Below are 23,810 nucleotides of genomic sequence, written 5' to 3'. Positions count from 1 at the left end.
CGATGCAAGCGGAAGTACGGCCGGAACTAAGAGGAAACCTGAATCCAGCGGACATTCGCGTGAAGCGGAGAGCAAGGTTCAATTGGATTGACGCCTTTCGATTTATGGTCTTGGCCATCGGCGCCATAGCGATGCTGTTCCCTCTCTTCTGGATGGTCACCATTGCGCTGAAGAGCAACAATGACGTGTTCAAAATTCCGCCCGAATGGTTTCCGCGGGAATTTCATTGGTCCAATTTCGTGACCGGAACGAAGGAAATCAACTTTTGGCAAACATTCGGAAACTCCCTGTTCATTGCCATCACCTGCACGATCGGGCAGATTATCAGCTCGGTGCTGGTCGGGTACGGGCTCGCACGGCTGAAGTTCCCGGGGCGGAAGCTGTGGTTCTCGCTATTTATAGGAAGCCTCATGCTTCCCGGATTCGTAGGCATGATTCCCATGTTTAATCTGTACACCAGCATCGGATGGTACGATTCGTGGCTGCCCATCATCGTGCCCGCTTTTTTTGGAAACGCCACGTTCTCGTTCCTGTTCGTCCAGTATTTAAGAACGATATCCGTTTCGTTTGACGAGGCGGCCAAAATCGACGGGGCTTCGGACCTGTATGTGCTGCTTAAGGTATTGGTGCCCATGTCGATGCCGGTGATCATGACCATGGTGATCTTTGCGTTCCAAGGCGCATGGAATCAATATTTGGAACCCCTGCTCTATATTATCGACCCGAGCAAATGGACGCTGTCTCTGGCAATGGCTACCTATACGGGCACCTATGCGACAGCCTGGAATTTGTTCATGGCCGCGGATCTGATTTATATCCTGCCGATGCTGCTGCTCTTTTTCTTTGGCCAGAAATTTTTTATGCAGGGGCTCGGCTCCATGAATTCCGCAGGCTTGAAGTAAGTCGTCCTCACGGATGGGAGGTGATGCAGACCGGGTTGGCTGAAGCGAAAAACTAGGTGATGTTCAGTTCATTAAATTTACCTTTGGGGAGGTCTTTCAATGAGACAGGGTGCAAAAGGGTGGGCCAGCGCTATCATCGCTTTATTGTTCTTCTCAAGTCTGCTGGCCGCTTGCGGCGGGAACGGCGGCGGAGGCTCCGGTTCGGCGGACTCCGGGAACGCGCCGTCCGGACAAGATAACGCGGGATCCGGCAAACCCGTCGAAGTCACGATGATTACTTGGGAGTCGGCGGCCATGAACGAAAAAATCATGGCATCCATGAAAAAAATTCGAAGAGGAAAACCCCGACATCAAAGTAAAACTCATCCCTACGCCATTGGATAATTACGGCGTCAAGATCAACGGGATGATCACGGCCAAGAAAGCGCCGGACATCTTCATGACCGGCAACGACATGCTGCTCGATAATGCCGGCAAGGGACTACTCTACGACTGGACGGAGCTTGCCACCCAGGACAAAGCGTTCATGGAGGGCTTTTACGAAGGCGTGGTGGACAGCTGGTACTATGATGGCAAGCTCGTTGGCTTACCGGGTCTCTTGAACACGTACGGCATTTTTTACAATAAAAAGTCCTTCCAGGAGGCAGGCCTTCCGGAACCGAAAATCGGCTGGACCTATGACGAATTCTTTGCGGCGATGGAGAAGCTTTCGAGCAATCAAGGCGGCGTGCAGCAATTCGGTTATTATGCCCCCCTTGATCCCTTCCACGTCTCACTCTATTCGGTTTCCGCGGGCGGTGCTCCCTTCGCCGACGCCATCATCAACCCGACGAAGGTGGAAATCAGCGACCAATTCCGGGAAGGCGTCGAAAAGTACAAGTCCGCGATTGCAAACGGCTACATGAATCCCCCTACCTTTGATTTAACGAATGCCATGAGCTCGTTCAAACAAGGCAAAGTTCCGATGACCCTGCAAGGACAGTGGGTAGCGGACGATCTGATCCGCACGGCTCCCAAGGAATTGGAATGGGGCTACGCGCCGATGCCGGTGGTGAACAGCCAGACCGAGATTTACGACGCCGTAGGCTGGTCCAGCCCGGCAACGCTCAAAAATCCCGAGGCGGTATGGAAAGTGCTCAAGTACCTGAATTCCAAAATGTATGAAGAGGTCCTCCCATCGACCCCGGTCGCTCCTGCAGCCTACCAGGCTTCTTCCGCAGCTTATTACGATGCGCTGAAAGCGGCGGGCCATCCCGAAGTAGGCGAAGGCCTCGATCATATTCTGAAATCCCCGAATACGCAGCCGGTTCGTTTCCTGTCGACGTGGGCGGGCAAAGCGTACCCGTTCATCGAAGCATCATGGAAAAACATACTGATGGGCAAAGCCCCGATCACCGAACTGGATGTGATGGCTGAAAAAATCAATAACGTGATCACTACCGGCAAATAACCGGAAGCATCAAGCGCTCATGAAGCCGATCGCGAATCTGCCCGGATCGGCTTCCAATTGAAAATGAAGGAGGAATATTCATGTCACGAAGATCAGGCAAATGGTTCAGGTTTTTGACGGTGCCTTTGACCCTCGCATTCTTGCTTGGATCCATGCCGGGGATCGGCTCTTCCAAAGCCTATGCCTATACCGCATCGGACGGGGATACGGCGATGAAAGCTTATAACGAAACATTCTGGGATCCGAACGCCAAGATGTTCTGGAAGGACACCAAACGCGACAAGCATCAGGACTTCTGGGTGGAGGCCGAACTGTGGGAATTGGTCATGGATGCGTATCAGCACACCTCAGATCCTGCTTTGAAGGCTGAGCTCAGAACACAGATCGACGATGTTTATGACGGCACCGTAGCCAAGTACGGCGAAGATTGGACGAATAATCCGTTCAATGACGATATCATGTGGTGGGCGATGGGCAGCGCCAGAGCCTATCAAATCACCGGGAACCCAAGATACTTGGAGGCGGCGAGGCATCATTTCGATTTCGTGTACGACACGCAGTGGGACGAAGAATTCGCGAGCGGCGGCATTTGGTGGCTGAACAGCGACCATAACACCAAGAACGCGTGCATCAATTTCCCGGCCGCACAAGCGGCATTGTATCTTTACGATATTACGAAGGATGAGCATTATCTAAACGCGGCAACCCAAATATTCAGATGGGGCAAAACGATGCTGACGGACGGAAACGGAAAAGTATTCGACCGGATCGAGCTCGAACGCGGCGCGGTTCCGGACGCCACTCACTACAACCAGGGTACATACATCGGAGCGGCCGTCGGATTGTATAAAGCGACCGGGAATGCGGTTTACCTCGACGACGCGGTCAAAGCCGCGAAGTTTACCAAGAGCCGTCTGGTGGATGCAAACGGCGTGTTGAACTATGAAGGTCCCAACGGGGATCTGAAGGGCGGCAAAACGATCCTGATGCGCAATTTGGCCCACCTGCAAAAAACACTGGATGAGACCGGGCAGCACCCGGAGTTCAGCGCCGAATTCGACGAATGGCTTGCCTTCAATACCGAAATGGCCTGGAGCCACCGCAATCCGAATCAGATCGTGGATGGAAACTGGGCAGGACAGCTGCTGTCCGGAACCTATGAGTCCTGGTCCTCGGCTGCTGCCGTTCAAGCTCTGAACGTCATCAAGCCGATGGAAGCCGACCTTCATTATGGCGTTAAGAATCCCTTCGATAAAATCGAGGCGGAACGCTATAATATCGGTTCCGGATTCGTGCTCGAGGGTGCGTTTGAAGGTTCGCTCCAACTGGGCGGAATTCAGCACGGCTCTTATGCCGCATATAAAAATGTGGATTTCGGATCAGAAGGGGCGATCGGCTTCATCGCAAGGGCGTCCAGCGGAACGGGCGGAGGCCATATCGAAATCCGGCTCGACTCCAAAGACGGCCCCAAGGTCGGGACCTTGAACGTAGAGGGAACGGGCGGCTGGAATAATTATATCGATGCCGTCACCCTACTTAAGGACGACCAGGGATCGCCAAGCTCCATTACCGGCGTCCATGATGTGTATCTTGTCTTCACCAAAACGAATGACGATTATTTGTTCAATTTGAACTGGATTAAATTCACGACGACCGATCCCACCGAAACCGATGCCTATGCCAAGCTTAAAGCGGGAAATTACGACAGCAGCGAAGGTCTCAGCAAACATGCCGAGCTTGGGTACTTAGACGGCATCCATCACAATGCTTATGCGGCTTATGAAGGAATCGACTTTGGATCGGGCGCGGCAGGCGTGACCGTCCATGTGGCGAGCGGCAATCAGGGCGGCACGATCGAAGTCAGGTTGGACGGCCTGGATGGACCTACCGCAGGCGTAATCCCAATTCCGGCGCTTGGAAGCTGGGATCGTTGGGTCGATATTATGGCGAATATCGATGACACCCTGGCCGTAGGGGTGCACGATGTTTACCTGGTTTTCAAGGGAGCGAACGGCAGCGATTATCCCCTTAATCTGGAGTGGTTCACCTTTACAACCATGAAAGGAAAAGCCAGGGATGCTTACGGCAAGCTGGAAGCCGAAAACTATACGAACGGAGTAGGCTTCGGCAATGAAACCGGGGGCGGGGAAACCTACCTGGCCGGCATGTTCGGACCGAATAATCCTTATGCCATGTACAATTACATCGATTTCGGCAGCGAAAGCCCAACCCAGTTCCATGTCAATGCGGCCAGCGACACTAGCGGCGGGACAATTGAAGTCCGATTGGATAGCCTTAACGGGCCGGTTATTGCTACCGGAACCGTCTCTGGAACCGGGGGCTGGCAAAATTTCAAGGTTTTCTCGGCGGACGTAACGACTCCCGTAACGGGAAAACACATTGTATTCATGTCTTTTAAAGGCGGAGACTGGTTATACAACTTCGATAAATTCACCTTTGGCGATCCGGCCGTATTCACGGAGCCTGCCCCTCCTACCATACCCGAAGAAGACGACGTTGCTCCGGGCGAAGTAGAGAACGTGCAGGTGAAGCGCGGAGAGGGCAGTATGACGCTGTATTGGGACGGTCCTTACGATATCGATGCTCAAAAAGTGCAAATTACGCTGCGGAGCGATGGGCAGCAGGTCGGAGACGTCATCGAGGTCAATCGCGGAATTCAAACAGCGGTGATACAAGGAATCGAAGCGGGCAAGGATTATTCGCTTTTCATCCGGTCCAAGGATCTATCCGGCAATGTTTCGCAGGGGATCACCCTCGAGGTAACCGACTCGCCTGCCTTCTCTCTGACTGTGAATGGCAAGAGCTTGCAAGACGGCGATTCCATGGAGGATTTTACGCCCCTTCGTTTTAATATCCTGGACTCTTCCATTCGTTTTGCCGAAATCACCATCGACGGAAAGGCTTACACCCTCGATCCGATGACCATGGATCCTATCGACATTGATTTGGCCGGCAACTTGGGCGATAAAACCGCCACGATTACGACCGAGGACCGCTCAGGAAACAAGCTTCGGAAAAACCTCCGGTTCCGGGTCATCACCAGCGTGAATTCCATGAAACAATTAGTCGAGCGATTCACGGATTCAGGCGATGTACGCGGTGCACTCATTCCCCAGCTGAGCAATGCCCTTAACCAGGTCCAGCATCATCTGGATAAGGGAAGACGCGATCAGGCCGTGAAACATATGCAGAATTTCACCAAGCACCTGAATAAAGAGGCTATGGGACGCAATATCAACGATCAAGCCAAAGCAGTATTGAATACGGATGCCAACTTTCTGATTCATGATTGGCAGGATGACTTGGAGTAAACCGGAGGCGCTTTAGCCCCCCTGGATGACATGTAAAAAAGATGACTCCCGGTCACTCGGGAGTCATCTTTTTCGAATTTAATCTCCTGTGCGTGCGCCACTCTTCCAAGTTCAGACCTTAATCAATGCGAGATCGGGCTCTATTTCAGTGCTGATCAGCGGCCAGCAGGGAAAATCTTCAATTCTCCGGGCTGCTTAACCGTTCGAACAACCAATCGTACGAATGACGGCCGCTAATTTCGTGCGCTCCAGGAAACAGGTCGGCTTGAAGCCTATCCTCCGCGCCGGCACGCCGATAGGTTTCCCTGAGCTGTTCAACCGCCGAGTTAAAACCCGCAGCCGGAAATATCCGATCATCGGCTCCCGACTCCAGATACAAGGATCTCGGAGCGATCAGCCCTATCCATTCCGGCAGCTCGGCATGGTTCAGGATGCCCGGAATGTAATTGCATATACAGTGCTGCATCGCCATAATGCTGTCCTTGAAGGTGTTGGGATAACCGGCAAGCACCGCAGCCCGGATCCGTTCATCCAGCGCCGCGCACAGGAACGAGATCAGGCCGCCTCCCGAAAAACCCATGATGCCGATTCCGCCAGGCTGGACTTCGGGGCGCTCGGCCAGATAGTCCACTGCCCTTAGCGTCTCGGCTACGCGGAGACCGGCGAGCGTCTTGCCATGCATCAGCAGCTGGGCGGCCAGCCGGTGGCAGGAGTTCGCGGCTTCCGGGTTCCGTGCAAGATCGGCGGCTAGGCGACGCTCTCCGAAACCGGCCACATCCGGAGCGATCACCACCATGCCCCGCCGCACCAACTGAACCGCGAAATGCCGATGAATGCCTGGCGGATCCGAATCGTTGGATCCGTCCTGCCTCAGCCCTACGATCTCCCGGCTTCCATAGCCATGGCCATGAACGGCGACGGCTGCGGGCATCGGCTTCCGCTGATCTTCCGGGATTAGGATATACGCGGCAAAGGATACGCCCGGTACGGCTGATAATTCTATCCTTTCGCGAATATAACCGTCGCATGATACCTGTTCGAGCAGGACAGGCTTGTGATTTTCGTTGGTTTCGAACTCGCCGATCAATCGCCGAAGCGCTTGCTTCAAATACCGATTGCGCTCTTCGGCGCTCATGGCAGCCTGACTGTCTTTCGTTTTTTTCTCAGCCTCGTTATACATGGATTCCAGAAAAGCATCTGCACGCCACATCCGAAAACTCACCCCCTTCGATAAAGTCACTATTGTAGACCCGGTGCTCCCTTGGATCATCGCATATCCCTGCACCTAAACCTCAGGCCATCAAGGCCCCATATTCACCAGGACGGCTTCGGGCCCGGTCGGACTCCGGCTCCCCCTTTGGGTTCCATGCTGACCACGATCCGCTTCGCGTTCTCCGCGCCGAACCCGTAATAATAACTCTTTCCCTGCGGACCCTGAACCAGCATAAAGCCGGCGCTCGACAGCCGCTCCTCATCCTGCAGCCATACCTGATAGTCTTTTTCCTGCAAGGAATGCAGGCCGTTCACAACGATCAGCATTTCTCCAGAGCCGCGTTTGAGCCATACCGATCCGCTGCCGTAAAACGGCTCTACGGGCTGTATGACGTACCGCTCGGTATCGTCGCTCTGCATATCGGCAATCCGCTGGCTCACGGTATGTTCGAAGGCCGCCTGGGTCTGGACGTCGTTCCCTTTCAAGGTGAATAAACCGGCTATCAACAGGATGAGCAGCGCTCCGGATATCGCCTGCAAGGCAGCATGCTTCCTGATTCGGACCTTGCTTCGGAAGGACCGGATATAAGCCGCTCGCATGAGCCTGTGGCGCAGCCGATCGGGAGGCATGGGTCCATCATTCGGAGCTTGATCCTGCACGGCCCCCCGTATGGCCGGCTCCGTACCTGCCGGCTGAGTCGATCCGAGCTGTTCGCCGTCCATCTCACGGCTTCGAAACAGCTCCTGCCCGAAGACATCGGATTCATGGAATGGCATTGCGAGATTTTCTGCTCCCATAAGGCCGGCCCATTCCGCCGCCGTGCCGGAGCACGCCTCGCATTCCTTGAGATGGAGCTCCAGATTCCTGCTCTCCGCGTACGGCAAACGCTTCATGACGTAATCGACAAGCTTCTCCTCGGGATAGGCCGTACAGCCGCTGTCACCTTGGACAAGGTGTTCAAGGTTATGCTTTGAAAGTTTCATGCTGTGCGCTTCCCCCTTCCTTCCCGTTCATCGCATCCAGCCGCCGCCTGACATTGAGGATGCCGTACCGGATTAAGGATTTGACGGTGCCGACCGGCCGGTTTAACAATTCCGCCATTTCCCGGTGGGACCGCTGCTCGACGTAGCTTCCGTAAACCGCCATCCGCTGAAGGGGCGGAATGCCTTGCAGCGCCTCCTTTACCTGCTCCAGCTCCACCCGTCGCAAGGCGGCCAGCTCAACCGACTCCTGCTCTTCGCTCCATACCGTCTCCGGCAGCGCCTCCCCGTTCCATTCGGCCGCAGCGATGCGCTGCCGCTTGCGCAGGCGATCCATCGCCCTGCACCTTGTTCTCACCGCCAGCCAAGCCTCGACGCTTCCGCGGGCGGGATCGTACTGATCCGCCTTATGCAGCACCTCCATGAAGATATCCTGGCATACATCCTCCGCCTCGGCCGGGTCCTTCGTCATCTGTAAAGCCAACCGGTACACTAGACGGGCATAGGCATCATAGAAGCGTCTGAATGCTGCGGTGGAGCCCTCGGCAATCTCCTCCAACCATAACGCGGAATGATCGTTCATCCCCATAACTCCCCCTAACCTGTTCTCCTCTCCAATAATTAAGGATGGCTCGCCTGCATACGGCCATTTTCGATTCAATATTTTAGCAAACCGTCCTTGGCTTTTGAATAAACCGGGACGCTTTTCAGGTTCCTTTAATGAATTTTTTAGGTAATTTTAATCTTTCCGATAAATCCAATCCCGGTCGTTCCAACGTACTCTTTGTGACAAAAAAAAATTAGGAGGGGTAGTGTCATGAAATCATGTAAACAACGAGCCAAGCAGCTGAGCCTGATGCTTTTGTTCATCCTGGGTGCTTGCTTGTACGGCGGGGGGAACACCGCGTTAGCGGCCGGAGAAATCACGTTATACACGCCATATACGTCGATTTCCGTTCCGCCTGGAGAAGTCATCAATTACCCGCTAGAGGTCAAAAACAATACGAATAGCGTCATTACGGTTCCACTGCAAATCAACAGCCTCCCGAGCGGCTGGAGCACCAAGCTAAACGGTGGAGGCTGGCAGCTGAAGGAGGTATCGGTGAAGCCCGGCGAATCCGAATCGGTGACCCTGGAGGTAACCGTGCCGCTTAAGGTAGATAAAGGCTCCTACCGGTTTCAATTAACCGCGGGCTCGATGGCCAGTCTGCAGTTAACCGTGGATATCACGGAAAAAGGAACCTATCAAACCGAGCTCACAACCGATCAGGCCAATCTGGAGGGCCACGCCGATTCCACGTTCACCTACACGGTGAATCTGCAAAACCGAACGGCCAATAAGCAAAACTATGCCCTGAGCGCCGATGCCCAGGCGGGTTGGGACGTTACGTTCACGTCAGGCGGCAAGCAGGTATCCTCCGTCGAAATCGAAGCAGGCGCAAGCCAATCCATTACCGTCGATGTCAAGCCGCCTGCGGAGGTGACGGAAGGCTCCTTCTCCATTCCGATCCGCGCCTCCAATTCATCGACGTCCTCCGAGCTTGCGCTGGAAGCCGTCATTACAGGGTCTTACGGGCTGGAGCTTACAACGCCAAGCGGCTTGCTCAGCACGAATGTCAATGCGGGCGGAAGCAAAACCATAGAGCTGCTGGTGAAGAATACGGGCACCGCACCACTCTCGGACATTAATCTCAGCGCCGATACGCCGGTGGACTGGGAGGTCAGCTTTAATCCGAAAACGATCGAGAATCTGCCTGCAGGCAAATCCACAACGGTAGAAGCCAAGCTGACTTCAAGCGACAAAGCCATCGCCGGCGATTATGTTACGAGCCTGAAAGCCGCTGCGGCCGAAGCAAGCTCCGACGCCCAATTCCGCGTAGCCGTCAAAGGTTCCATGCTATGGGGCTGGATCGGCGTGCTTGTCATATTAGCCATTCTGGGAGGCATCTATGTCCTCATTCGCAAATACGGAAGGAGATGACCCTGATGGATACGGTCATTGACATTCAGGAACTGACGAAGAGTTACCACGACACGAGAGCGGTGGACCGTTTATCCCTTCAAATCAGGCGGGGCGAGATCTTCGGCCTGCTCGGTCCGAACGGTGCGGGCAAATCCACCACGATCCTGATGCTGCTGGGGCTGAGCGAACCGGATTCGGGATCGATAAGCGTGCTTGGCATCAATCCGACAAGAGAGCCGATTCCGGTGAAGCGGCGGGTTGGGTACCTTCCGGATGACGTCGGCTTTTACGAAGACCGTACCGGCATGGAAAACCTGATGCTAACCGCGCGGTTGAATCGAATTCCGGATAACCAAGCCCGCGAAAGGGCATTGGAGCTGCTGGAGCAGGTAGGTCTCACGCATGCTGCCCACAAGAAGACGGGGGCTTATTCCCGCGGGATGCGGCAGCGGCTCGGACTTGCCGACGTCTTAATGAAATCCCCCGAAATCATCATTCTTGACGAACCGACCCTGGGCATCGATCCGACAGGTATGGAAGAGCTGCTGCGGTTGATTCGGAAGCTCAGCCGCGAGCAAGGATTGACCGTGCTGTTATCGTCCCATCAGCTCCACCAGGTTCAGCAGATTTGCGACCGCGTCGGCTTGTTCGTTCGGGGACGGCTCCTCGCCGAAGGCGATGTCGGGAGTCTGTCCCGAACTCTGTTTGCGGATGATCCCATTATGATCACGGCGGAGCTGGATAAGCTTGTGCCCGAATTGCGGGATGCCATCGGCAGCATCCCAGGGGTTCACCAGATCGAAGTTCCGCCTGCCGAGAGCGGTCCGGCTGAATCAAACGACACGCTGACCAGAGAGCTGCCAATTAAAGTTCTGATTCGGGCCGATAGGGATTGCAGCCCGGAGATTGCCCAAACGGTCGTAAATGCAGGCGTTCGGCTGTTCTCGCTGAATCGCCAGCAGCACGGCCTGGACGAAATCTACCACCGTTATTTTGCAGGAGGTGAGGAGCATGGCAGAACGAACGACGCCAAGCATACCGGCTAAGCTGACCGGCATGGGCCGCCGGCTGCAAGCCTTATTCGAAAGCAGGAAAAAGGGATCTGCCAAGCCCGCCCGGGCCCCCGGAGAAACGGCAGCCGAAAAATCCGCCCAACCCTCCATGCCCTCGGCATTCGGCGTGCTTGTCCGCAAAGAAATAGCGGACCATATCCGCAGCTGGCGCTTCATCCTGCTGCTAGGCATCATTGCCCTAACCTGCGTAGCCTCGCTGTATACCGCCATGAACAGCATCCGGGAAGCCCTCGGATCGGAGAACGGGGTCCATGATTTTGTCATTCTGAAGCTGTTCACCATCTCGGACGGCACCCTTCCGACCTTCATCGGGTTTGTCGGTTTCCTGGGTCCTTTGCTCGGAATCGGCATGGGTTTTGATGCCATCAACAGTGAACGGAACAAAGGCACGCTCAGCCGAATCATGGCCCAGCCGATTCATCGCGACGATCTGCTCAATGCGAAATTCGCGGCTTCCCTGATCGTCATCAGCATCATGTTTATCACGCTCGGGCTGTTGACCATGGCACTGGGCACCCTGATTATCGGCATTCCGCCTACCTTTGAGGAATTTTTACGGATCATCAGTTTTCTGGTCGTGACGATCTGTTACGTCGGCTTCTGGCTGAATCTGTCCATTACGTTCTCCGTAAGGTTCCGACAGCCAGCCACCTCCGCCTTGTCGAGCATAGCCGTCTGGCTGTTCTTCAGCTTCTTCTTTGACATGATCCTGCAGCTGCTGTCGCGGGGACTGGCTCCCAGTACTGCCTCGGCGACGGTCCAAGATGTCATGACCTATCAGAATCTGATGCTGTGGCTAGGCCGGCTGTCGCCGTATACCCTGTTCAATGAAGCGACGACCACCCTGTTGATGCCATCCATCCGCAATCTCGGTCCGCTCACGCAGGAGCAGGTGTATGGAGCCATTGCCAGTCCGCTGCCGTTCGGCCAAAGCCTGCTGCTCGTCTGGCCGCAAATTATCGGGCTGGCCGCAGCCACGCTGATCTGCTTTGCCATCTCCTACGTCCTGTTCCTCCGCCAGGAGATTCGAGGCCGGTCCTGATCTTCAGGCTATACGAACAAGCTCATCTGAAGAATTCTTCAGATGAGCTTGTTTTTTTATCGAGCGTTCAAGCGTTCTCAAGTTATATGATTTGTTCTACCTTCCTTGCACGACGGCTTGCGACAGGAACCCAATCTTCTGCAGCCAACCCTCGCACAGGCGCGTCCATTGCGAAACACTGGCATCTTCTTCCGCAAGGCCAAGGCCATGCCGGCCTTCCGGGAAAACATGCAGTTCGAACGGAATTTGCTGCTTGCTCAGCGATCCGGCATACATCAGGCTGTTCTCGACCGGGACCGCGCCGTCATCCGCGGTATGCCACAGAAAGGAAGGCGGGGTATCCGGTTTTACCGCCCATTCGAGGGACATCGCATTCCTTAAGTCTTCCGCCGGATTCTCCCCCAACAAATTGATCATGGAGCCCTCATGGTAGTAGTCCTTAAATGAAATGACCGGGTAACAGAGAATGGATGCGTTCGGACGGGAGCCCTGCCTCTCAACGCGATCTTCGGCCTCCGGATTTCCTTCATCGAAATAGGTGCTTGCACTGGCCGCGAGATGTCCGCCGGCAGAGAATCCGAGAATTCCGATGCGTTCCGGATCGATGTTCCATTCCTTGGCATGATGCCTTACGAGCCGAATCGCCCGCTGGGCATCATACAGCGGATAAGGATGCCGGTACGGGGCAACCCGATAATGAACGACGAATGCCGATAAGCCGATCGAATTCAGCCACAGGGCCACCGGATCGCCCTCATGATCTGCCCGCCGTCCATATCCGCCGCCCGGCAGAACGAGCACGGCTCCGTGTGGTGTTTCTTTTTGTAGAAGATAAGGTGTCATATAAGGCGTGAACGACTCTTCCATCGACGCATATCCTGGTGTATCCTGTTCCCAAAGCTTCATTCTATCCATTCCTTTCCGACTTCATAATTGTCGTTGTCCTTCGAATCGATTTCTTTCAGCCGCAACTCTCTTCGGGTCCAAGCAAATCAAGCCTCAACGGTGTAAACGCATCCAAAAGAGCGGATGGCTCGAGTGCTTTCACGCCATGCTCCGCTCCGCCCGGAATGACGATGGTGTCTCCCTGACGCACAAGGGTCGTCTCGCCGTTGATATAGAATTCAATGGCTCCCTTCAGGCAATAACTCATCTGCTCATGGGGATGACTGTGGAGTGCCCCTTCCGCTCCTGCTTCAAAGTGAACCTCCATCATCATCAGACCGGTCCCAGGTTTAAATACCTTCCTCGTCACACCGGGCTCCGCTTGCTCCCAAACCCCGATCTCCGCCATCCTCTTTCTCCTCTCCTGTGCCAAGCGCCTTATTTTCGCGCCATCGATTCTTCCGTAAACGAGCTTTCTACTTCTTCGGCGAAGGTCATGCATTTTCCTATGGCCATCACCAAAAAAATCGAAATGTCCGCACGAAGATGGATCTTTCTTAATGAGAAGGTCCTTGCCTTCAAAACCCGCAACTATGTATCTGCAGCTGCCCGAAGATTGGAGAATGCGGAATCGGCGGCATCCAGCTTTCGCCCCTGCAGCCCGCCCAGCTCCCGCAGCGAATAGCGGATCAGAATCGCCTGGGTTCCCGCATTCATATCCCCCTCTATCTCTCCATTGCCCAGCGGAACCGCCTCCGGCATGTCGGGATAATACTCTCCCGGCTTTACCTGGGCCACATTCGGCGCTGGCGGGGAATGATCGATTTCCCGTGAAAATCCGCCGTCCACGCGTTTGAGACGCGCCATATTCTGCAAGGTGATTTCCGCGATGATCCGAACATCCTGCTCCGGGATGCGCAGCTTCATCGATGTGAGGAGACTGATCGGGTTCCGGACATAACACATATCAACAGCCTTCTCGCTTTGCAGCGCACGCATCAACGAATGGTATATTTCCGATATCCGCGGCAAGGGAGCTTGAAACCGATTATAGAACGTCAGCAGCTTGAAGGTTCCCGATATTCGGACATATGGCGTGCCTTCGCCCCACAGCCCCGTCGCCGGATCTTGTATGCTCGCAAAATACGACAGCGCCTTACGCAAAAACGGCTCCCTCTCTTCCTGCGGCATTTGGGATAAATAAGGGGCCGAATTACACAGACGATCGCAGCCGCGCCAGCTGTTCACCAGACTGATCGAGCGCAGCCACTCCGCATATTCCTCGGGAGAGCGGCAGTATGCCGGAGCCAAATGCCGATTGCCCGGCAGCGGGTGCAAGGGGGCTGCACCCAACTTGCGGAGTGCTCCCACGCTGTACCCAAGCGCTCGTCCGACCATCACATCGTCTGTTTTCATATTGGGATCGGCATCATAAAAGTAACCCGTCGCGGGGTCTTGTTTGGACTGAAAAAACCGCACGAGCCCCGCCTTGATGCCATCGGACAGTCTTTGCAGAAGCCCGCATCGCTCGATAATGCCCAATGCCTGCGCGGTCGACTCGATGTCCGGAACGAACGCCTCGGAATCCCGTGAACTGCGGGCATAATAGAAACCGCCGGAAGCCGCGTCATATTGCCCCTCGAGCCATTCGAAGAAGCCTTCAAACAGCCTGTCGCCGCCTGCCAGAATATCCTCTAATCCCTGTGCCATTTCTACCCCTTCTTTCAGCTGCTTATGACGTTATATGAAAAATTCCGGAAAATCACCCTGCCTTTGCCGATGGCATCCAATCCGACGCGGAGACTCTGAAATCCGCCAAACGTGTTATGATGGAACCCTGAAACATCCGCGATCTTGTCGTACCGGATCCACTGGGTCCCCTCGAAGCTGTAATAGAACGAAACGATATGCGCATCGTTAACCAACCGCAGAAATGCCCTGCGAGTATGGTTCGGCATCGTGCCGTATCCCTTAAATGACCGGAAATGCCGGACTCCGCGCTCGTTGACTCCCATGCCGAGATATGCCGCATCGTTGTAATAGAGCAGCAGTCGGCCCTCCGCCGGACCCTCCACGATAATCTCGACCTCTGCTGAGTAACGCTTATGGCCCGCCATGTAGAGCAGCGGAGAAGCTTTGGCTTCCTCGGGTGCTGCTTCGGCTGCCAACTGATGATTCCCCGGACGGAACCGGGTGGAAGGCTCCACGCCTTCGCACTGCCAATGAAGGCCCAGTTCAGATCCGGCAAAGGTATCCCTGAATGAAACGCTTTGATTTACCGCATCGATTTCTTCTTCGTCGTGCGACCCAACATGCCCGTCAAGGCTCTCATGGCCTTCCGCAGCATGAAACCACCCGTCCGAGGTCCATTCGATCGGTTCGAGCAACGTCTGCCGACCGAGCGAATGGAATCCGCCCGCATATGCGTGGTAGACCATCCACCACTGGCCGTCAGGACTGTCGATCAGCGAGGCATGTCCCTTGGACCACCAGGGCTCCTCCTTGGATTCCGTATGAACGACCGGGTTATAAGGCGAATGCTCCCACGGCCCCCATGGCGTTCGGGATCTTGACGATACAGCCATATGGCTTGTAGGCGGTCCTGCCGTCCCCCCGACAGCTACCGTCAGATAATAATATCCGTCGCGAACGGTCATCTTCGGCCCTTCCAGGCTGTATGCCTCTACGACCCACTCCTCCGGATACCGCCAGCCGTTATACACATGCCTCACTTCGCCCGCGACCGCGAGCCCGTCTGCCGTAAGCTCTACAAAATCACCGCCCGACATATGCAAATAACGCTTTCCGTCCGGTCCTGCCGTATGCCCCGGATCAATTCCCTTGATCCCCAGATTGATCGGCTTGCTCCACGGTCCCGCCGGACTGGATGCCGTAACGACCCAATTCGTCCGCCCTGCCGGATAATAGATGTAATACCTCCCGTTATGCGCGACGAAATCCGGCGCCCACACATCTCCCTCGTAATGGGGCAGTGCGGCCCCGACCCGGCTCCAATTCAGCAAATCACGCGAATGCCAGATGACGAGCCCGGGCGTCAGCTTGTAGGATGAATGCGTCATGTAATAATCCTCGCCGACCCGGATGATCGACGGGTCAGCATAATTGCCGGCCATGATCGGTGCATGCCGTTTCTTTTCCAACACATTCCTTCGCTCCTCTCTATCCCTTGATGGATCCCAGCAGCGCGCCCTTCGCAAAATGCTTCTGCAGGAACGGATACACGCATAGTATCGGCAGCGTGGCAATGACGATGACCGCCATTTTCACCGTCTGCTCCGGCGGCCGGACGAATTCGTCCATGCCGGAGGTATCGGCCGTCAAGCCGCTGGCAAGAATGACGATCTGCCGCAGGATGACCTGCACAGGCCACTTGGCCGCGTCATTCAGGTACAGAATCGCCGACATATACGTATTCCAGTAGGTAACCGCATAAAAGAGCGATATCGTTGCAATGGCAGGCATCGACAGCGGAATCACGATTCGGAACAGGATGCCCCAATCGCCGGCCCCGTCGATTTTTGCGGATTCCTCCAGCCCCTCGGGCAGGTTCTGAAAAAAGTTTCGCATGATGATGAGGTTGAAGGCATTGATCGCCGTCGGGACAATCAAGGCCGCATACGTATCGATGAGCCCCATCTCCTTCACTACGAGGAACGTCGGTATCATCCCCCCGCTGAACAGCATCGTGAACAAGACCATGAACATGATGAAATTTCGGCCATCCAGATCCCTGCGCGACAGCCCGTAGGCCATCAGGCAGGTTAACAGCATGCTGAACAAAGTGCCCAGGAAGGTGACTCCAACGGAAACGCCTAGCGAACGAAAAACCGTATTGGTCGAAAACACGTATTTGTAAGCGTCAAGGGACCATACGGTCGGAAACAGGACAAACTGCTTCTGCGCCAGCTCCGTCACCGTCGTGAACGATCCGGCGATGACGTGAAGGAAAGGCAGAATGGTAACGAGGCCGATGATCGACAGCAGCGTGTAGTTCACGATATCGAAGATTCGGCTCGATATCGTTTTATCTTGTACCATAGCGGTCCACCTTTCTCATAATTAATAGATGCCTTCTTCTCCGGCCTTTTTGGCCAGCCAATTGGCCAGCATCACCAGAATGAGACCGATCAGCGATTTAAAGAACCCGACCGCCGTGCTGAAGCTGAACTGTCCTTGCTTCAGACCCGCGGTGTACACATACGTATCGAAAATCTCCGCAACATCCCGGTTCATCGAGTTTAAGAGGAGATAGATATGTTCGAACCCAAGTTCCAGCACGTCGCCGATTTTCAAAATCAATAAAACGACGATCACGCTTCGAATCGAAGGGAGCGTGATATGCCACATTTGCCGAAAGCGGCTGGCCCCGTCAATTCGGGACGCTTCGTATAAACCCGGATCAATCGCGGCCATGGCGGCCAAATATATGATGGTCCCCCAGCCGGCCTCACGCCAGATGATCTGCAGGACATACATCGGCCTGAACCAGTCGCTGCTCATCAGGAAATTGATTTTTTCGAATCCGGCCATAACCAGCAGCTCATTGATGATGCCGCGATCCATCGAGAGCATGACAAACGAAATGGATACGATGATGACCCACGACATGAAATGGGGAATGTATACCAGCGTCTGGATAAAACGTTTAAACGCTTCGCGCCGGACCTCGTTGAGCATTAAGGCAAGAATGATCGGTACGGGGAAATAAAATGCCAGGTTCAAGAAAAACAGCAGCAGCGTGTTGCCTAATATCGTGAAGAACATCGGCTCGGTAAACAGCCGCTCAAAGTGCTTGAGCCCCACCCAGGGGCTGCCCGTTACGCCCAGATAAGCCTGATAATCCTGGAAGGCTATGATCAATCCCGACATCGGGATGTATTTAAAGATCAGGAAGTATAAAAATCCCGGAAGTATCATGAGATAGATCGCCCGGTTTTTAACGATTCTTCTCATTCGACCGGACTCCGGTATTGTGGGGGCGTCCTTGCGCATCCCGGTCTTCACTGCGGTTTCGCTCATGATCTCAGACTTCCTTTCTGCCCCGAAGCCTGCCGGAGACTGCAGCATTGCAGTCTCCGGCCGTTCGGGATGCTGGCATGTTCGTTATTTGGAAGATTCGTAGGAAACGTTGAACTCATCGATGATTTGCTGACCGCCGCTCTTTAGCCAGTTGTCCACGACGGCTTGGAATCCGGCCTCGTCCAGATCTCCGAGCATGAACCGATACGTGCCGTCCTTGATCATCTCCTGCAGCTGCACGCCCTTTTCGTTAAACGTCTTGGAGTCCAGGGAAGCCGAAGGATCCTCTATGAGATAATCATTGTTCTCCACGATCATTTCCTCCGCCTTCGCTTTAACAGGAAGCATATGCTTCGGCTCATAGAATCCTTCGATCGTTAGCGGCCCGCCTACCTGCATCGCTTGATAAGGCTTCACTTCACGATCGGTCAGCTTGGTGTCCTCCGAAGGAACGACCTTGCCTTCCTCCAGCTGGTGGTGCTGTCCTTCCACTCCCCAATAGATCAGGTTGCCGAGCTCAGGGCTCATCAGCTGATCCATGAAGGCAAGCACTCCTTTCAGTTCTTCCTCCGATTTGATGGCTGTTTTCGGAAAGAGTATCACCGAGCCGTAGCCGGGAACCGACCAGATTCCGAAGCCGTTCGGTCCCCCCTCGATTTTATTCTGAACATCGAGCTCCGCATCCGGATTCACTTCGACGACCTTGGGATGCAGGCTGGATACGTCCCCCATCGCTCCGATATAAACGCCCGATTTGCCGGTAATGAACAAATTTTGCTGATCGGTTTTGCTGGTAACCGGGAAATCCTGATTGATCAACCCTTCCTGATGAAGTTTCTTGAAGAATTTCATCGTCTCCATATATTCGGGGAACATGAACTCGGGAGCCAGCTTGCCGTCCTTCTCGCCCCAGTTATTCGGTGTCCCGAGCCATGAGCTTATCGTTTTGAATGCCCCATAGATCAGATCGTTCCGGTCCGTCAACGGAATCGTGTCGTCTTGGCCGTTGCCGTCAGGATCCTTTTCCTTGAACTGCTTCAGCATATTATAGAACTCGTCAATATTGGTCGGAGCGCTGAGCCCAAGCTTGTCGGCCCAATCCTTGCGATAAATGATGCCTTGGCGCGACAAAGGCACTTCACGGTATAACGCATAGATTTTGCCGTCCACCGCCGTGTTTTTTAACACATCGGGTTTCAGCTTGCTGAGGTTCGGGTATTGATCCAGCAGCGGCCCGATTTCCCAGAATTGCCCGTTGCGGATCGCGTCCCGCATATTGACTAGCGAAGCGGCATTCTTCAGATACGTCACCTGCGGCAGCGTTCCGGTTGCGAAGGATGCATTGACCTTTTCGTCGTAAGTGCCGTCCGGCACCCACTGAATGTCAAGCTTGGTGCCCGTTTTCTCTTCCAGCAGCTTCTCAATCATGTCGGAAGGAACTTCAGGGGTGTGAAGGTTGGCCATGATCGAGATGGCAACCGGGTCGCTTGGTTTCTCGCCTTGCGCCTGACCTCCATTTGTGCTGCTGCCGGTTGCTGCAGGGGCGGAACCGCCGCCACAGCCCGCCAACACGGATAAAGCGGTTACAATTGCCAGGATGGTACTGGCTTTTTTCTTCTTCATCATCTGACCTCCGTTATAATTGGGTTAAGGACTGACAAGAAACAGCTTAGATGACGGAAGCTCGGTGCGTATATAATCCTTCGATTGGATATGGGGAGTTCGGCCGCACCCGGCATAGGGAGCCGGGGGAATCAAATCTAATGATTACATAGGCAATGGGATCGCCGATGATGGCGCGACAACAAAAAAACCGCCGGGGAAATCAATCCCCTAGCGGTATTTCTCATGCAGATACGGTCCCACCGTGCTTCGATACGAAGCATCATATTCCTCGATAATCTGGCTGCCCCCTTCTTCAAGCCAACGGTCGATCTCCGCCTCGAACCCCTTCTCATCGATCATTCCCAGCATGAATTGATAGGTGGCGTCCCGCATGCGTTCATTCAATCGGACGCCGATCTCGTTATACAGCGGAGATTCGAGCGGTGCGGTAGGATCATAGATGAGGAAGCTTTCATTATCATAAATCAGCCGCTCGGCTTTATCCTTGACCTTATTCGTGTTAACCGGCTCCAGCATGCCCGGGATGGTGCTGAAGCTTCCGGCCATCAAAGCCTGGTAAGGCTTCACGTCCTTCTCCCTCAGCTCAAAAGCATCCACCGCCACCGCTTTGCCATCCTGTACGGTATAGTGGGTGCCCTCGATTCCCCAATACATCAGGTTCGCAAGCTCTGGACTCATTAGCGCATCGTAGAAGGAGAGCACATTCTTCAATTCCTCTTCCGTGGCGATCGCGGACTTCGGAAACAAGATGACCGTTCCGTATCCCTGCGATGCCCATATCCCGAACCCTTCCGGCCCGCGAACCCGATTCTGAACATCGAGTACGGCCTCAGGGTCATTCGCCAGCAGCCTTGACTGCAGAGACAGGACGTCCCCCATCGCGCCGATATAGACCCCGGCTTTCCCCGTAATGAACAGCTCCTGCTGGTCCGTCTTGCTGGTAATCGGAAAATCTTCATTCACCAGTCCTTCGCTATGCAGCTTCTTAAAGAATCTCATCGTTTCCATATACTGCGGAAAGACGAATTCCGGCTGCAACGAATCGTTGTACCATCCCCAACGATTCGGCGTTCCGTAGTAGGAGCTGATCGTCTTGAAAGCCCCGTAAATCAAGTCGTTGCGGTCCGTTAACCCGATGGTATCATCGATGCCGTTGTTGTCCGGATCGTTAAATGTAAACCCTTTCAGCATTTCGTATAAATCGTCGAGCGTTTCCGGTGCCGGAAGCCCCAGCCGATCCGCCCAATCCTTCCGGTAAATGATGCCCGAGCGGGCCAAGGCACGCTCCTGATACAGGCTGTACAGCTTCCCGTCAATAGCGGTATTCCTTAAAACCTCGGGCTTCAATCGCTTTAAATTCGGATAGCCGTCAAGGTACGGGCCGATTTCCCAGAACAGCCCGCTTCGTATTTCATCCCTGAAGTAGGACAAGGATGCGGCATTCTTGAGATAAAGGACTTGCGGCAAGGTCCCTGTCGCAAGCGCTGCAAACACTTTTTCATCATAACTGCCGTCCGGCACCCACTGGATGTCCAGCTGAACGCCCGTTTTTTCCTCGATCTCTTTCTCGATCCGATCGGATGGAATCTCGGTGGTGTGCAGGTTGGCCATCATCGAAATGCGGGTACTGCGTTCAAAAGACGCATTTCCGCCATCCGCCCCCGATGAGCGGGCCATGGTGATGCAAGCAACCGATACCAATAGGATAGCGAGCGTAAGCATAACATAGTTTGACAGACGGGTCATCAATCCGTTCTACCTCCGTTCCCCCATGTTTCTTGCGGATCCCAGGTGACTGAGACGATCATATCATATGTACATCTTTTTTCATGACAAACCAGGATGATCAAATCCAGTGATTATTCATTTTGAAATGATTATTGAATGTAACGGGGGTTGCCCATACAATGATTATACACTTTGTTAAACAGGAAGGTGTACCTATTGCATCCAAAAAGTAGCTTTTATTCTAAAATGGTCCTGTTCGGCTGCTTCATCAGCATCATTCCTCTTGTGGCCCTCGGCTTCTTCTCGTTCATGAAATCATCCACCTCCGTGCAAAACCATGTCAACAGCAGCAACATCCAGATCATGAATCAAACGAACAGCAATCTTGAACAAGTGCTGAGGACCGTAGACTATACACTGAATTACGTCATCAATTCCAACATGCTGCAGAGCGCCTTATATCGTCCCCTGTCCTATTATGACTTCCAGCTGTATAACAAACTGAGAGAAGAGATGAGTCTGCTGCAGTCTCCCGAAACCAAAGTAACGGACGTCATTCTTGCGAATGCGACAAGCAACTGGCTGATCAATAACCGGGGCATGTACGAATTTAATGAATACGCTTCCAAAGAGACGCTCCTGAAGCTTCTCGAGCTGCAAGGAAACTCCAATTGGATGATGCTGGAGACCGAATCCCTCGGCTCCAGCGATACGCTCAGTTATGCCTGCCCCTATACGATCGCCCTTGTGAAGAAAATGCCGCTCTCCTCCTCCAGCGCCCGGGGCGTCGCGCTTGCCACCATTCCCAGCTGCAGTCTTGCCGCCATGATGGACAGCCCTTCCGAATCCCGGGAGGTCATGGTGCTGGACCACAATTACCGGATCGTTGTGCATCCGGAGCAAGGGAAACTGGGACTATATCTGACCGATACCGGGTATGCGGAGGCGGAGCTGGACCATTTTGACAGCAAATCGGGGCAGTTCGAGACGAAGATCGACAACAGGCAAGTGTCGGTTACGTACGTGCGTTCCGATTTTAACGGCTGGCTGTATGCCTCCTTCACCGAAATGTCCGCCATCACGAAGGAGTCCCGTTCCATCGGCTGGTTCACGCTGTATATCTGCCTGCTGATGATCGGTTTCAGCGTCCTGATTGTATGGCTTGGAACGCGGAAGATGTATACGCCGATCCGTCACATTTTCGAAAATATCGTGGAGCGTCTCCCGGAAATCCAAGCGAACAAAAAGAACGAGCTGCAAGTCATCGACGAACATATCCGGGATATGTTCAATTCGAATACCAAGCTCCGCAGCGAGCTTCGGCAGACGAGCCAGCAGGTGCGCACCTTTTTCCTCCATAAACTGTTCCTGGGCAAGATCAATCCGCCCGAAGCGATGGAACAGATCGAGATGTTCGGCTTCAAGGAGCAAGTATCCGCATGGGAACAGCTGGCGGTCTTCACCCTCCAGATCGACATGCTGGACGAAACCCGCTATGAACGCAAAGACCGGGATTTGCTGCTGTTTGCCGTCAACAATATCATCGAGGAGATGATCCCCTTCTCCCACCGGCTCCCCTCCGTCATTATCGACCTTACGCAGGTTACGCTCATCGGACGAGGCGGCATCACGCCTGAGGCATTCAACGATTATGTGTATACCCTATCGGAGGAGATCCAGAAGACGACGCGAAGTTTCCTGGACCTGGAGGTCAGCATCGGCATCAGCCTGCCTTACGACAACCTGTCCAAAACGTCGCGCGCTTACCAGGAAGGGCTTGAAGCCCTGAAACACCGCATCAAGCTGGGAACCGGCGTCATCGTCCCTTATTTCAGCCTGAACTCCGGCAAGCATACCCGGGTCTACTTCTACCCGATGCAGGTGGAGAACGAGCTGATCGATGCCATCAAGCTGGCTGACGAGGAACGGGCCGTGGAGCTTCTGAGGCAGTGGCTGGACGAGGTGTTTCGCAAGGACCGGACACCGCATGAGTATCAAATCTCGCTCATACGGCTGTTGAATGACCTGATGATCGTGATGCAGGAGAACGGGATCATGCTGGAGCAGCTCGACATCCGGGACAGCTCCCTCGTGGAGGAGCTTCTTCGGCTCTACACCAATCCCGATATCGAGAGCTGGTTCAAATCCCGGATCATCCGGCCGATGGTGAGTGTGTTCAGGGATCGCCAGGACTCTCAATACCAGAACCTCTCCGAGCAGATGATCGAGATGATCCGCAAGGAATTCGACCGCAACATTACGCTTGAGGAATGTGCTTCGCGCCTCCATTACAACAATTTTTATCTAAGCAGCGTGTTCAAGAAAGAAACCAACATGTCCTTCAGCGAATACCTGTCCCAATACCGCTTCAAGATGTCCAGGAAATGGCTTGTCGAAACCGATATGCCCATTAAGGATATTGCGGAGAAGCTGAGTTACAACAATTCGCAGAACTTTATCCGGTCCTTCCGCAAGCTGGAGGGGATGACGCCCGGGCAATACCGCAGCAAATACAAAACCGGATCATAAGCCTTGTAAAACGGCATCAGATTACCAAAAAAGGTCACCTGTGTCCC

Annotated in this window: 19 protein-coding genes; 8 read left to right on the top strand and 11 right to left on the bottom strand. The window is 54.1% G+C overall.

Annotated features, from left to right (window positions below; genetic code table 11):
- Nucleotides 1-2 precede the first annotated feature (2 nt).
- The 4 genes from P0X86_RS09090 to P0X86_RS09075 all read left to right on the top strand — a co-directional run bounded on the left by P0X86_RS09090 (nucleotide 3) and on the right by P0X86_RS09075 (nucleotide 5,684).
- On the top strand, nucleotides 3-902 hold the full coding sequence (locus P0X86_RS09090; RefSeq protein WP_192569260.1) for a carbohydrate ABC transporter permease: 900 nt from the start codon (nucleotides 3-5) through the stop codon (nucleotides 900-902).
- 99 nt (nucleotides 903-1,001) lie between these two features.
- Complete coding sequence (locus P0X86_RS09085) at nucleotides 1,002-1,286, top strand: hypothetical protein (RefSeq protein ID WP_277748345.1); 285 nt, start codon at nucleotides 1,002-1,004, stop codon at nucleotides 1,284-1,286.
- Nucleotides 1,279-2,352, top strand: coding sequence for an ABC transporter substrate-binding protein (locus P0X86_RS09080; protein ID WP_277748344.1), 1,074 nt, complete (start codon nucleotides 1,279-1,281; stop codon nucleotides 2,350-2,352). The genes P0X86_RS09085 and P0X86_RS09080 overlap by 8 nt, the downstream gene beginning before the upstream one ends.
- Nucleotides 2,353-2,432: 80 nt before the next feature.
- Nucleotides 2,433-5,684 (top strand): carbohydrate-binding protein, encoded by a 3,252-nt coding sequence (locus tag P0X86_RS09075; protein WP_277748343.1) that lies wholly within the window; start codon nucleotides 2,433-2,435, stop codon nucleotides 5,682-5,684.
- A gap of 178 nt (nucleotides 5,685-5,862) precedes the next feature.
- On the opposite strand, the gene P0X86_RS09070 is transcribed toward P0X86_RS09075, so the two are convergent.
- The 3 genes from P0X86_RS09070 to P0X86_RS09060 form a co-directional block, all read right to left on the bottom strand.
- Nucleotides 5,863-6,894, bottom strand: a complete 1,032-nt coding sequence (locus P0X86_RS09070) for a dienelactone hydrolase family protein (RefSeq protein WP_096773000.1) — start codon at nucleotides 6,892-6,894, stop codon at nucleotides 5,863-5,865.
- Nucleotides 6,895-6,998: 104 nt separating this feature from the next.
- Nucleotides 6,999-7,880 (bottom strand): anti-sigma factor, encoded by an 882-nt coding sequence (locus tag P0X86_RS09065; protein ID WP_277748342.1) that lies wholly within the window; start codon nucleotides 7,878-7,880, stop codon nucleotides 6,999-7,001.
- Nucleotides 7,861-8,460 (bottom strand): sigma-70 family RNA polymerase sigma factor, encoded by a 600-nt coding sequence (locus tag P0X86_RS09060; RefSeq protein WP_277748341.1) that lies wholly within the window; start codon nucleotides 8,458-8,460, stop codon nucleotides 7,861-7,863. Before P0X86_RS09060 ends, P0X86_RS09065 begins: the two co-directional genes overlap by 20 nt.
- 234 nt (nucleotides 8,461-8,694) lie before the next feature.
- Here P0X86_RS09060 and P0X86_RS09055 point away from each other — a divergent pair, with 234 nt between their 5' ends.
- From P0X86_RS09055 to P0X86_RS09045, 3 genes are read left to right on the top strand one after another with little or no spacing between them, the layout of a single operon-like run.
- Entirely contained in the window at nucleotides 8,695-9,858 is a 1,164-nt protein-coding gene (locus P0X86_RS09055) for an NEW3 domain-containing protein (RefSeq protein WP_192569264.1), read from the top strand.
- A gap of 5 nt (nucleotides 9,859-9,863) precedes the next feature.
- Entirely contained in the window at nucleotides 9,864-10,886 is a 1,023-nt protein-coding gene (locus tag P0X86_RS09050; protein ID WP_277748340.1) for an ABC transporter ATP-binding protein, read from the top strand.
- Complete coding sequence (locus tag P0X86_RS09045) at nucleotides 10,852-11,955, top strand: ABC transporter permease (RefSeq protein ID WP_228468769.1); 1,104 nt, start codon at nucleotides 10,852-10,854, stop codon at nucleotides 11,953-11,955. The genes P0X86_RS09050 and P0X86_RS09045 overlap by 35 nt, the downstream gene beginning before the upstream one ends.
- Nucleotides 11,956-12,051: 96 nt before the next feature.
- Here the strand turns inward: P0X86_RS09045 and P0X86_RS09040 are convergent, their stop codons facing one another.
- The 8 genes from P0X86_RS09040 to P0X86_RS09005 all read right to left on the bottom strand — a co-directional run bounded on the left by P0X86_RS09040 (nucleotide 12,052) and on the right by P0X86_RS09005 (nucleotide 21,252).
- On the bottom strand, nucleotides 12,052-12,861 hold the full coding sequence (locus tag P0X86_RS09040; RefSeq protein WP_192569266.1) for an alpha/beta hydrolase: 810 nt from the start codon (nucleotides 12,859-12,861) through the stop codon (nucleotides 12,052-12,054).
- A gap of 55 nt (nucleotides 12,862-12,916) precedes the next feature.
- On the bottom strand, nucleotides 12,917-13,249 hold the full coding sequence (locus P0X86_RS09035) for a cupin domain-containing protein (protein WP_192569267.1): 333 nt from the start codon (nucleotides 13,247-13,249) through the stop codon (nucleotides 12,917-12,919).
- 182 nt (nucleotides 13,250-13,431) lie between these two features.
- Nucleotides 13,432-14,550 carry a hypothetical protein gene (locus P0X86_RS09030; RefSeq protein WP_277748339.1) on the bottom strand — a complete coding sequence of 373 codons (1,119 nt, stop codon included), beginning with the start codon at nucleotides 14,548-14,550 and terminating at the stop codon, nucleotides 13,432-13,434.
- Nucleotides 14,551-14,564: 14 nt separating this feature from the next.
- Nucleotides 14,565-15,974, bottom strand: coding sequence for a family 43 glycosylhydrolase (locus P0X86_RS09025; protein ID WP_481858296.1), 1,410 nt, complete (start codon nucleotides 15,972-15,974; stop codon nucleotides 14,565-14,567).
- A gap of 46 nt (nucleotides 15,975-16,020) precedes the next feature.
- Nucleotides 16,021-16,899 carry a carbohydrate ABC transporter permease gene (locus P0X86_RS09020; RefSeq protein WP_009592190.1) on the bottom strand — a complete coding sequence of 293 codons (879 nt, stop codon included), beginning with the start codon at nucleotides 16,897-16,899 and terminating at the stop codon, nucleotides 16,021-16,023.
- 21 nt (nucleotides 16,900-16,920) lie between these two features.
- Nucleotides 16,921-17,814, bottom strand: a complete 894-nt coding sequence (locus tag P0X86_RS09015) for an ABC transporter permease (RefSeq protein ID WP_374705873.1) — start codon at nucleotides 17,812-17,814, stop codon at nucleotides 16,921-16,923.
- A 150-nt stretch (nucleotides 17,815-17,964) separates the two neighbouring features.
- Complete coding sequence (locus tag P0X86_RS09010; protein WP_277749019.1) at nucleotides 17,965-19,503, bottom strand: extracellular solute-binding protein; 1,539 nt, start codon at nucleotides 19,501-19,503, stop codon at nucleotides 17,965-17,967.
- Nucleotides 19,504-19,713: 210 nt separating this feature from the next.
- Complete coding sequence (locus P0X86_RS09005; RefSeq protein ID WP_277749018.1) at nucleotides 19,714-21,252, bottom strand: extracellular solute-binding protein; 1,539 nt, start codon at nucleotides 21,250-21,252, stop codon at nucleotides 19,714-19,716.
- Between the two features lie 198 nt (nucleotides 21,253-21,450).
- Here P0X86_RS09005 and P0X86_RS09000 point away from each other — a divergent pair, with 198 nt between their 5' ends.
- Nucleotides 21,451-23,763 carry an AraC family transcriptional regulator gene (locus P0X86_RS09000; RefSeq protein ID WP_277748337.1) on the top strand — a complete coding sequence of 771 codons (2,313 nt, stop codon included), beginning with the start codon at nucleotides 21,451-21,453 and terminating at the stop codon, nucleotides 23,761-23,763.
- Nucleotides 23,764-23,810: the final 47 nt, after the last annotated feature.

Origin of the sequence: Paenibacillus sp. BR1-192, assembly GCF_029542445.1 — a bacterium.
Taxonomy (GTDB): domain Bacteria; phylum Bacillota; class Bacilli; order Paenibacillales; family Paenibacillaceae; genus Paenibacillus_AQ; species Paenibacillus_AQ lautus_A.
The sequence above is the reverse complement of the archived record's forward strand: the minus strand, read 5'-3'. Positions and strand labels throughout refer to the sequence as shown.

Bases quoted from the DNA above. Each gene is read 5' to 3' on its own strand.
- P0X86_RS09090 (WP_192569260.1), top strand. From the start codon at position 3: ATGCAAGCGGAAGTACGGCCGGAACTAAGAGGAAACCTGAATCCAGCG.
- P0X86_RS09085 (WP_277748345.1), top strand. From the start codon at position 1,002: ATGAGACAGGGTGCAAAAGGGTGGGCCAGCGCTATCATCGCTTTATTG.
- P0X86_RS09075 (WP_277748343.1), top strand. From the start codon at position 2,433: ATGTCACGAAGATCAGGCAAATGGTTCAGGTTTTTGACGGTGCCTTTG.
- P0X86_RS09070 (WP_096773000.1), bottom strand. From the start codon at position 6,894: ATGTGGCGTGCAGATGCTTTTCTGGAATCCATGTATAACGAGGCTGAG.
- P0X86_RS09065 (WP_277748342.1), bottom strand. From the start codon at position 7,880: ATGAAACTTTCAAAGCATAACCTTGAACACCTTGTCCAAGGTGACAGC.
- P0X86_RS09060 (WP_277748341.1), bottom strand. From the start codon at position 8,460: ATGAACGATCATTCCGCGTTATGGTTGGAGGAGATTGCCGAGGGCTCC.
- P0X86_RS09055 (WP_192569264.1), top strand. From the start codon at position 8,695: ATGAAATCATGTAAACAACGAGCCAAGCAGCTGAGCCTGATGCTTTTG.
- P0X86_RS09050 (WP_277748340.1), top strand. From the start codon at position 9,864: ATGGATACGGTCATTGACATTCAGGAACTGACGAAGAGTTACCACGAC.
- P0X86_RS09045 (WP_228468769.1), top strand. From the start codon at position 10,852: ATGGCAGAACGAACGACGCCAAGCATACCGGCTAAGCTGACCGGCATG.
- P0X86_RS09040 (WP_192569266.1), bottom strand. From the start codon at position 12,861: ATGAAGCTTTGGGAACAGGATACACCAGGATATGCGTCGATGGAAGAG.
- P0X86_RS09035 (WP_192569267.1), bottom strand. From the start codon at position 13,249: ATGGCGGAGATCGGGGTTTGGGAGCAAGCGGAGCCCGGTGTGACGAGG.
- P0X86_RS09030 (WP_277748339.1), bottom strand. From the start codon at position 14,550: ATGGCACAGGGATTAGAGGATATTCTGGCAGGCGGCGACAGGCTGTTT.
- P0X86_RS09025 (WP_481858296.1), bottom strand. From the start codon at position 15,974: ATGGCCGGCAATTATGCTGACCCGTCGATCATCCGGGTCGGCGAGGAT.
- P0X86_RS09020 (WP_009592190.1), bottom strand. From the start codon at position 16,899: ATGGTACAAGATAAAACGATATCGAGCCGAATCTTCGATATCGTGAAC.
- P0X86_RS09015 (WP_374705873.1), bottom strand. From the start codon at position 17,814: ATGAGAAGAATCGTTAAAAACCGGGCGATCTATCTCATGATACTTCCG.
- P0X86_RS09010 (WP_277749019.1), bottom strand. From the start codon at position 19,503: ATGAAGAAGAAAAAAGCCAGTACCATCCTGGCAATTGTAACCGCTTTA.
- P0X86_RS09005 (WP_277749018.1), bottom strand. From the start codon at position 21,252: ATGACCCGTCTGTCAAACTATGTTATGCTTACGCTCGCTATCCTATTG.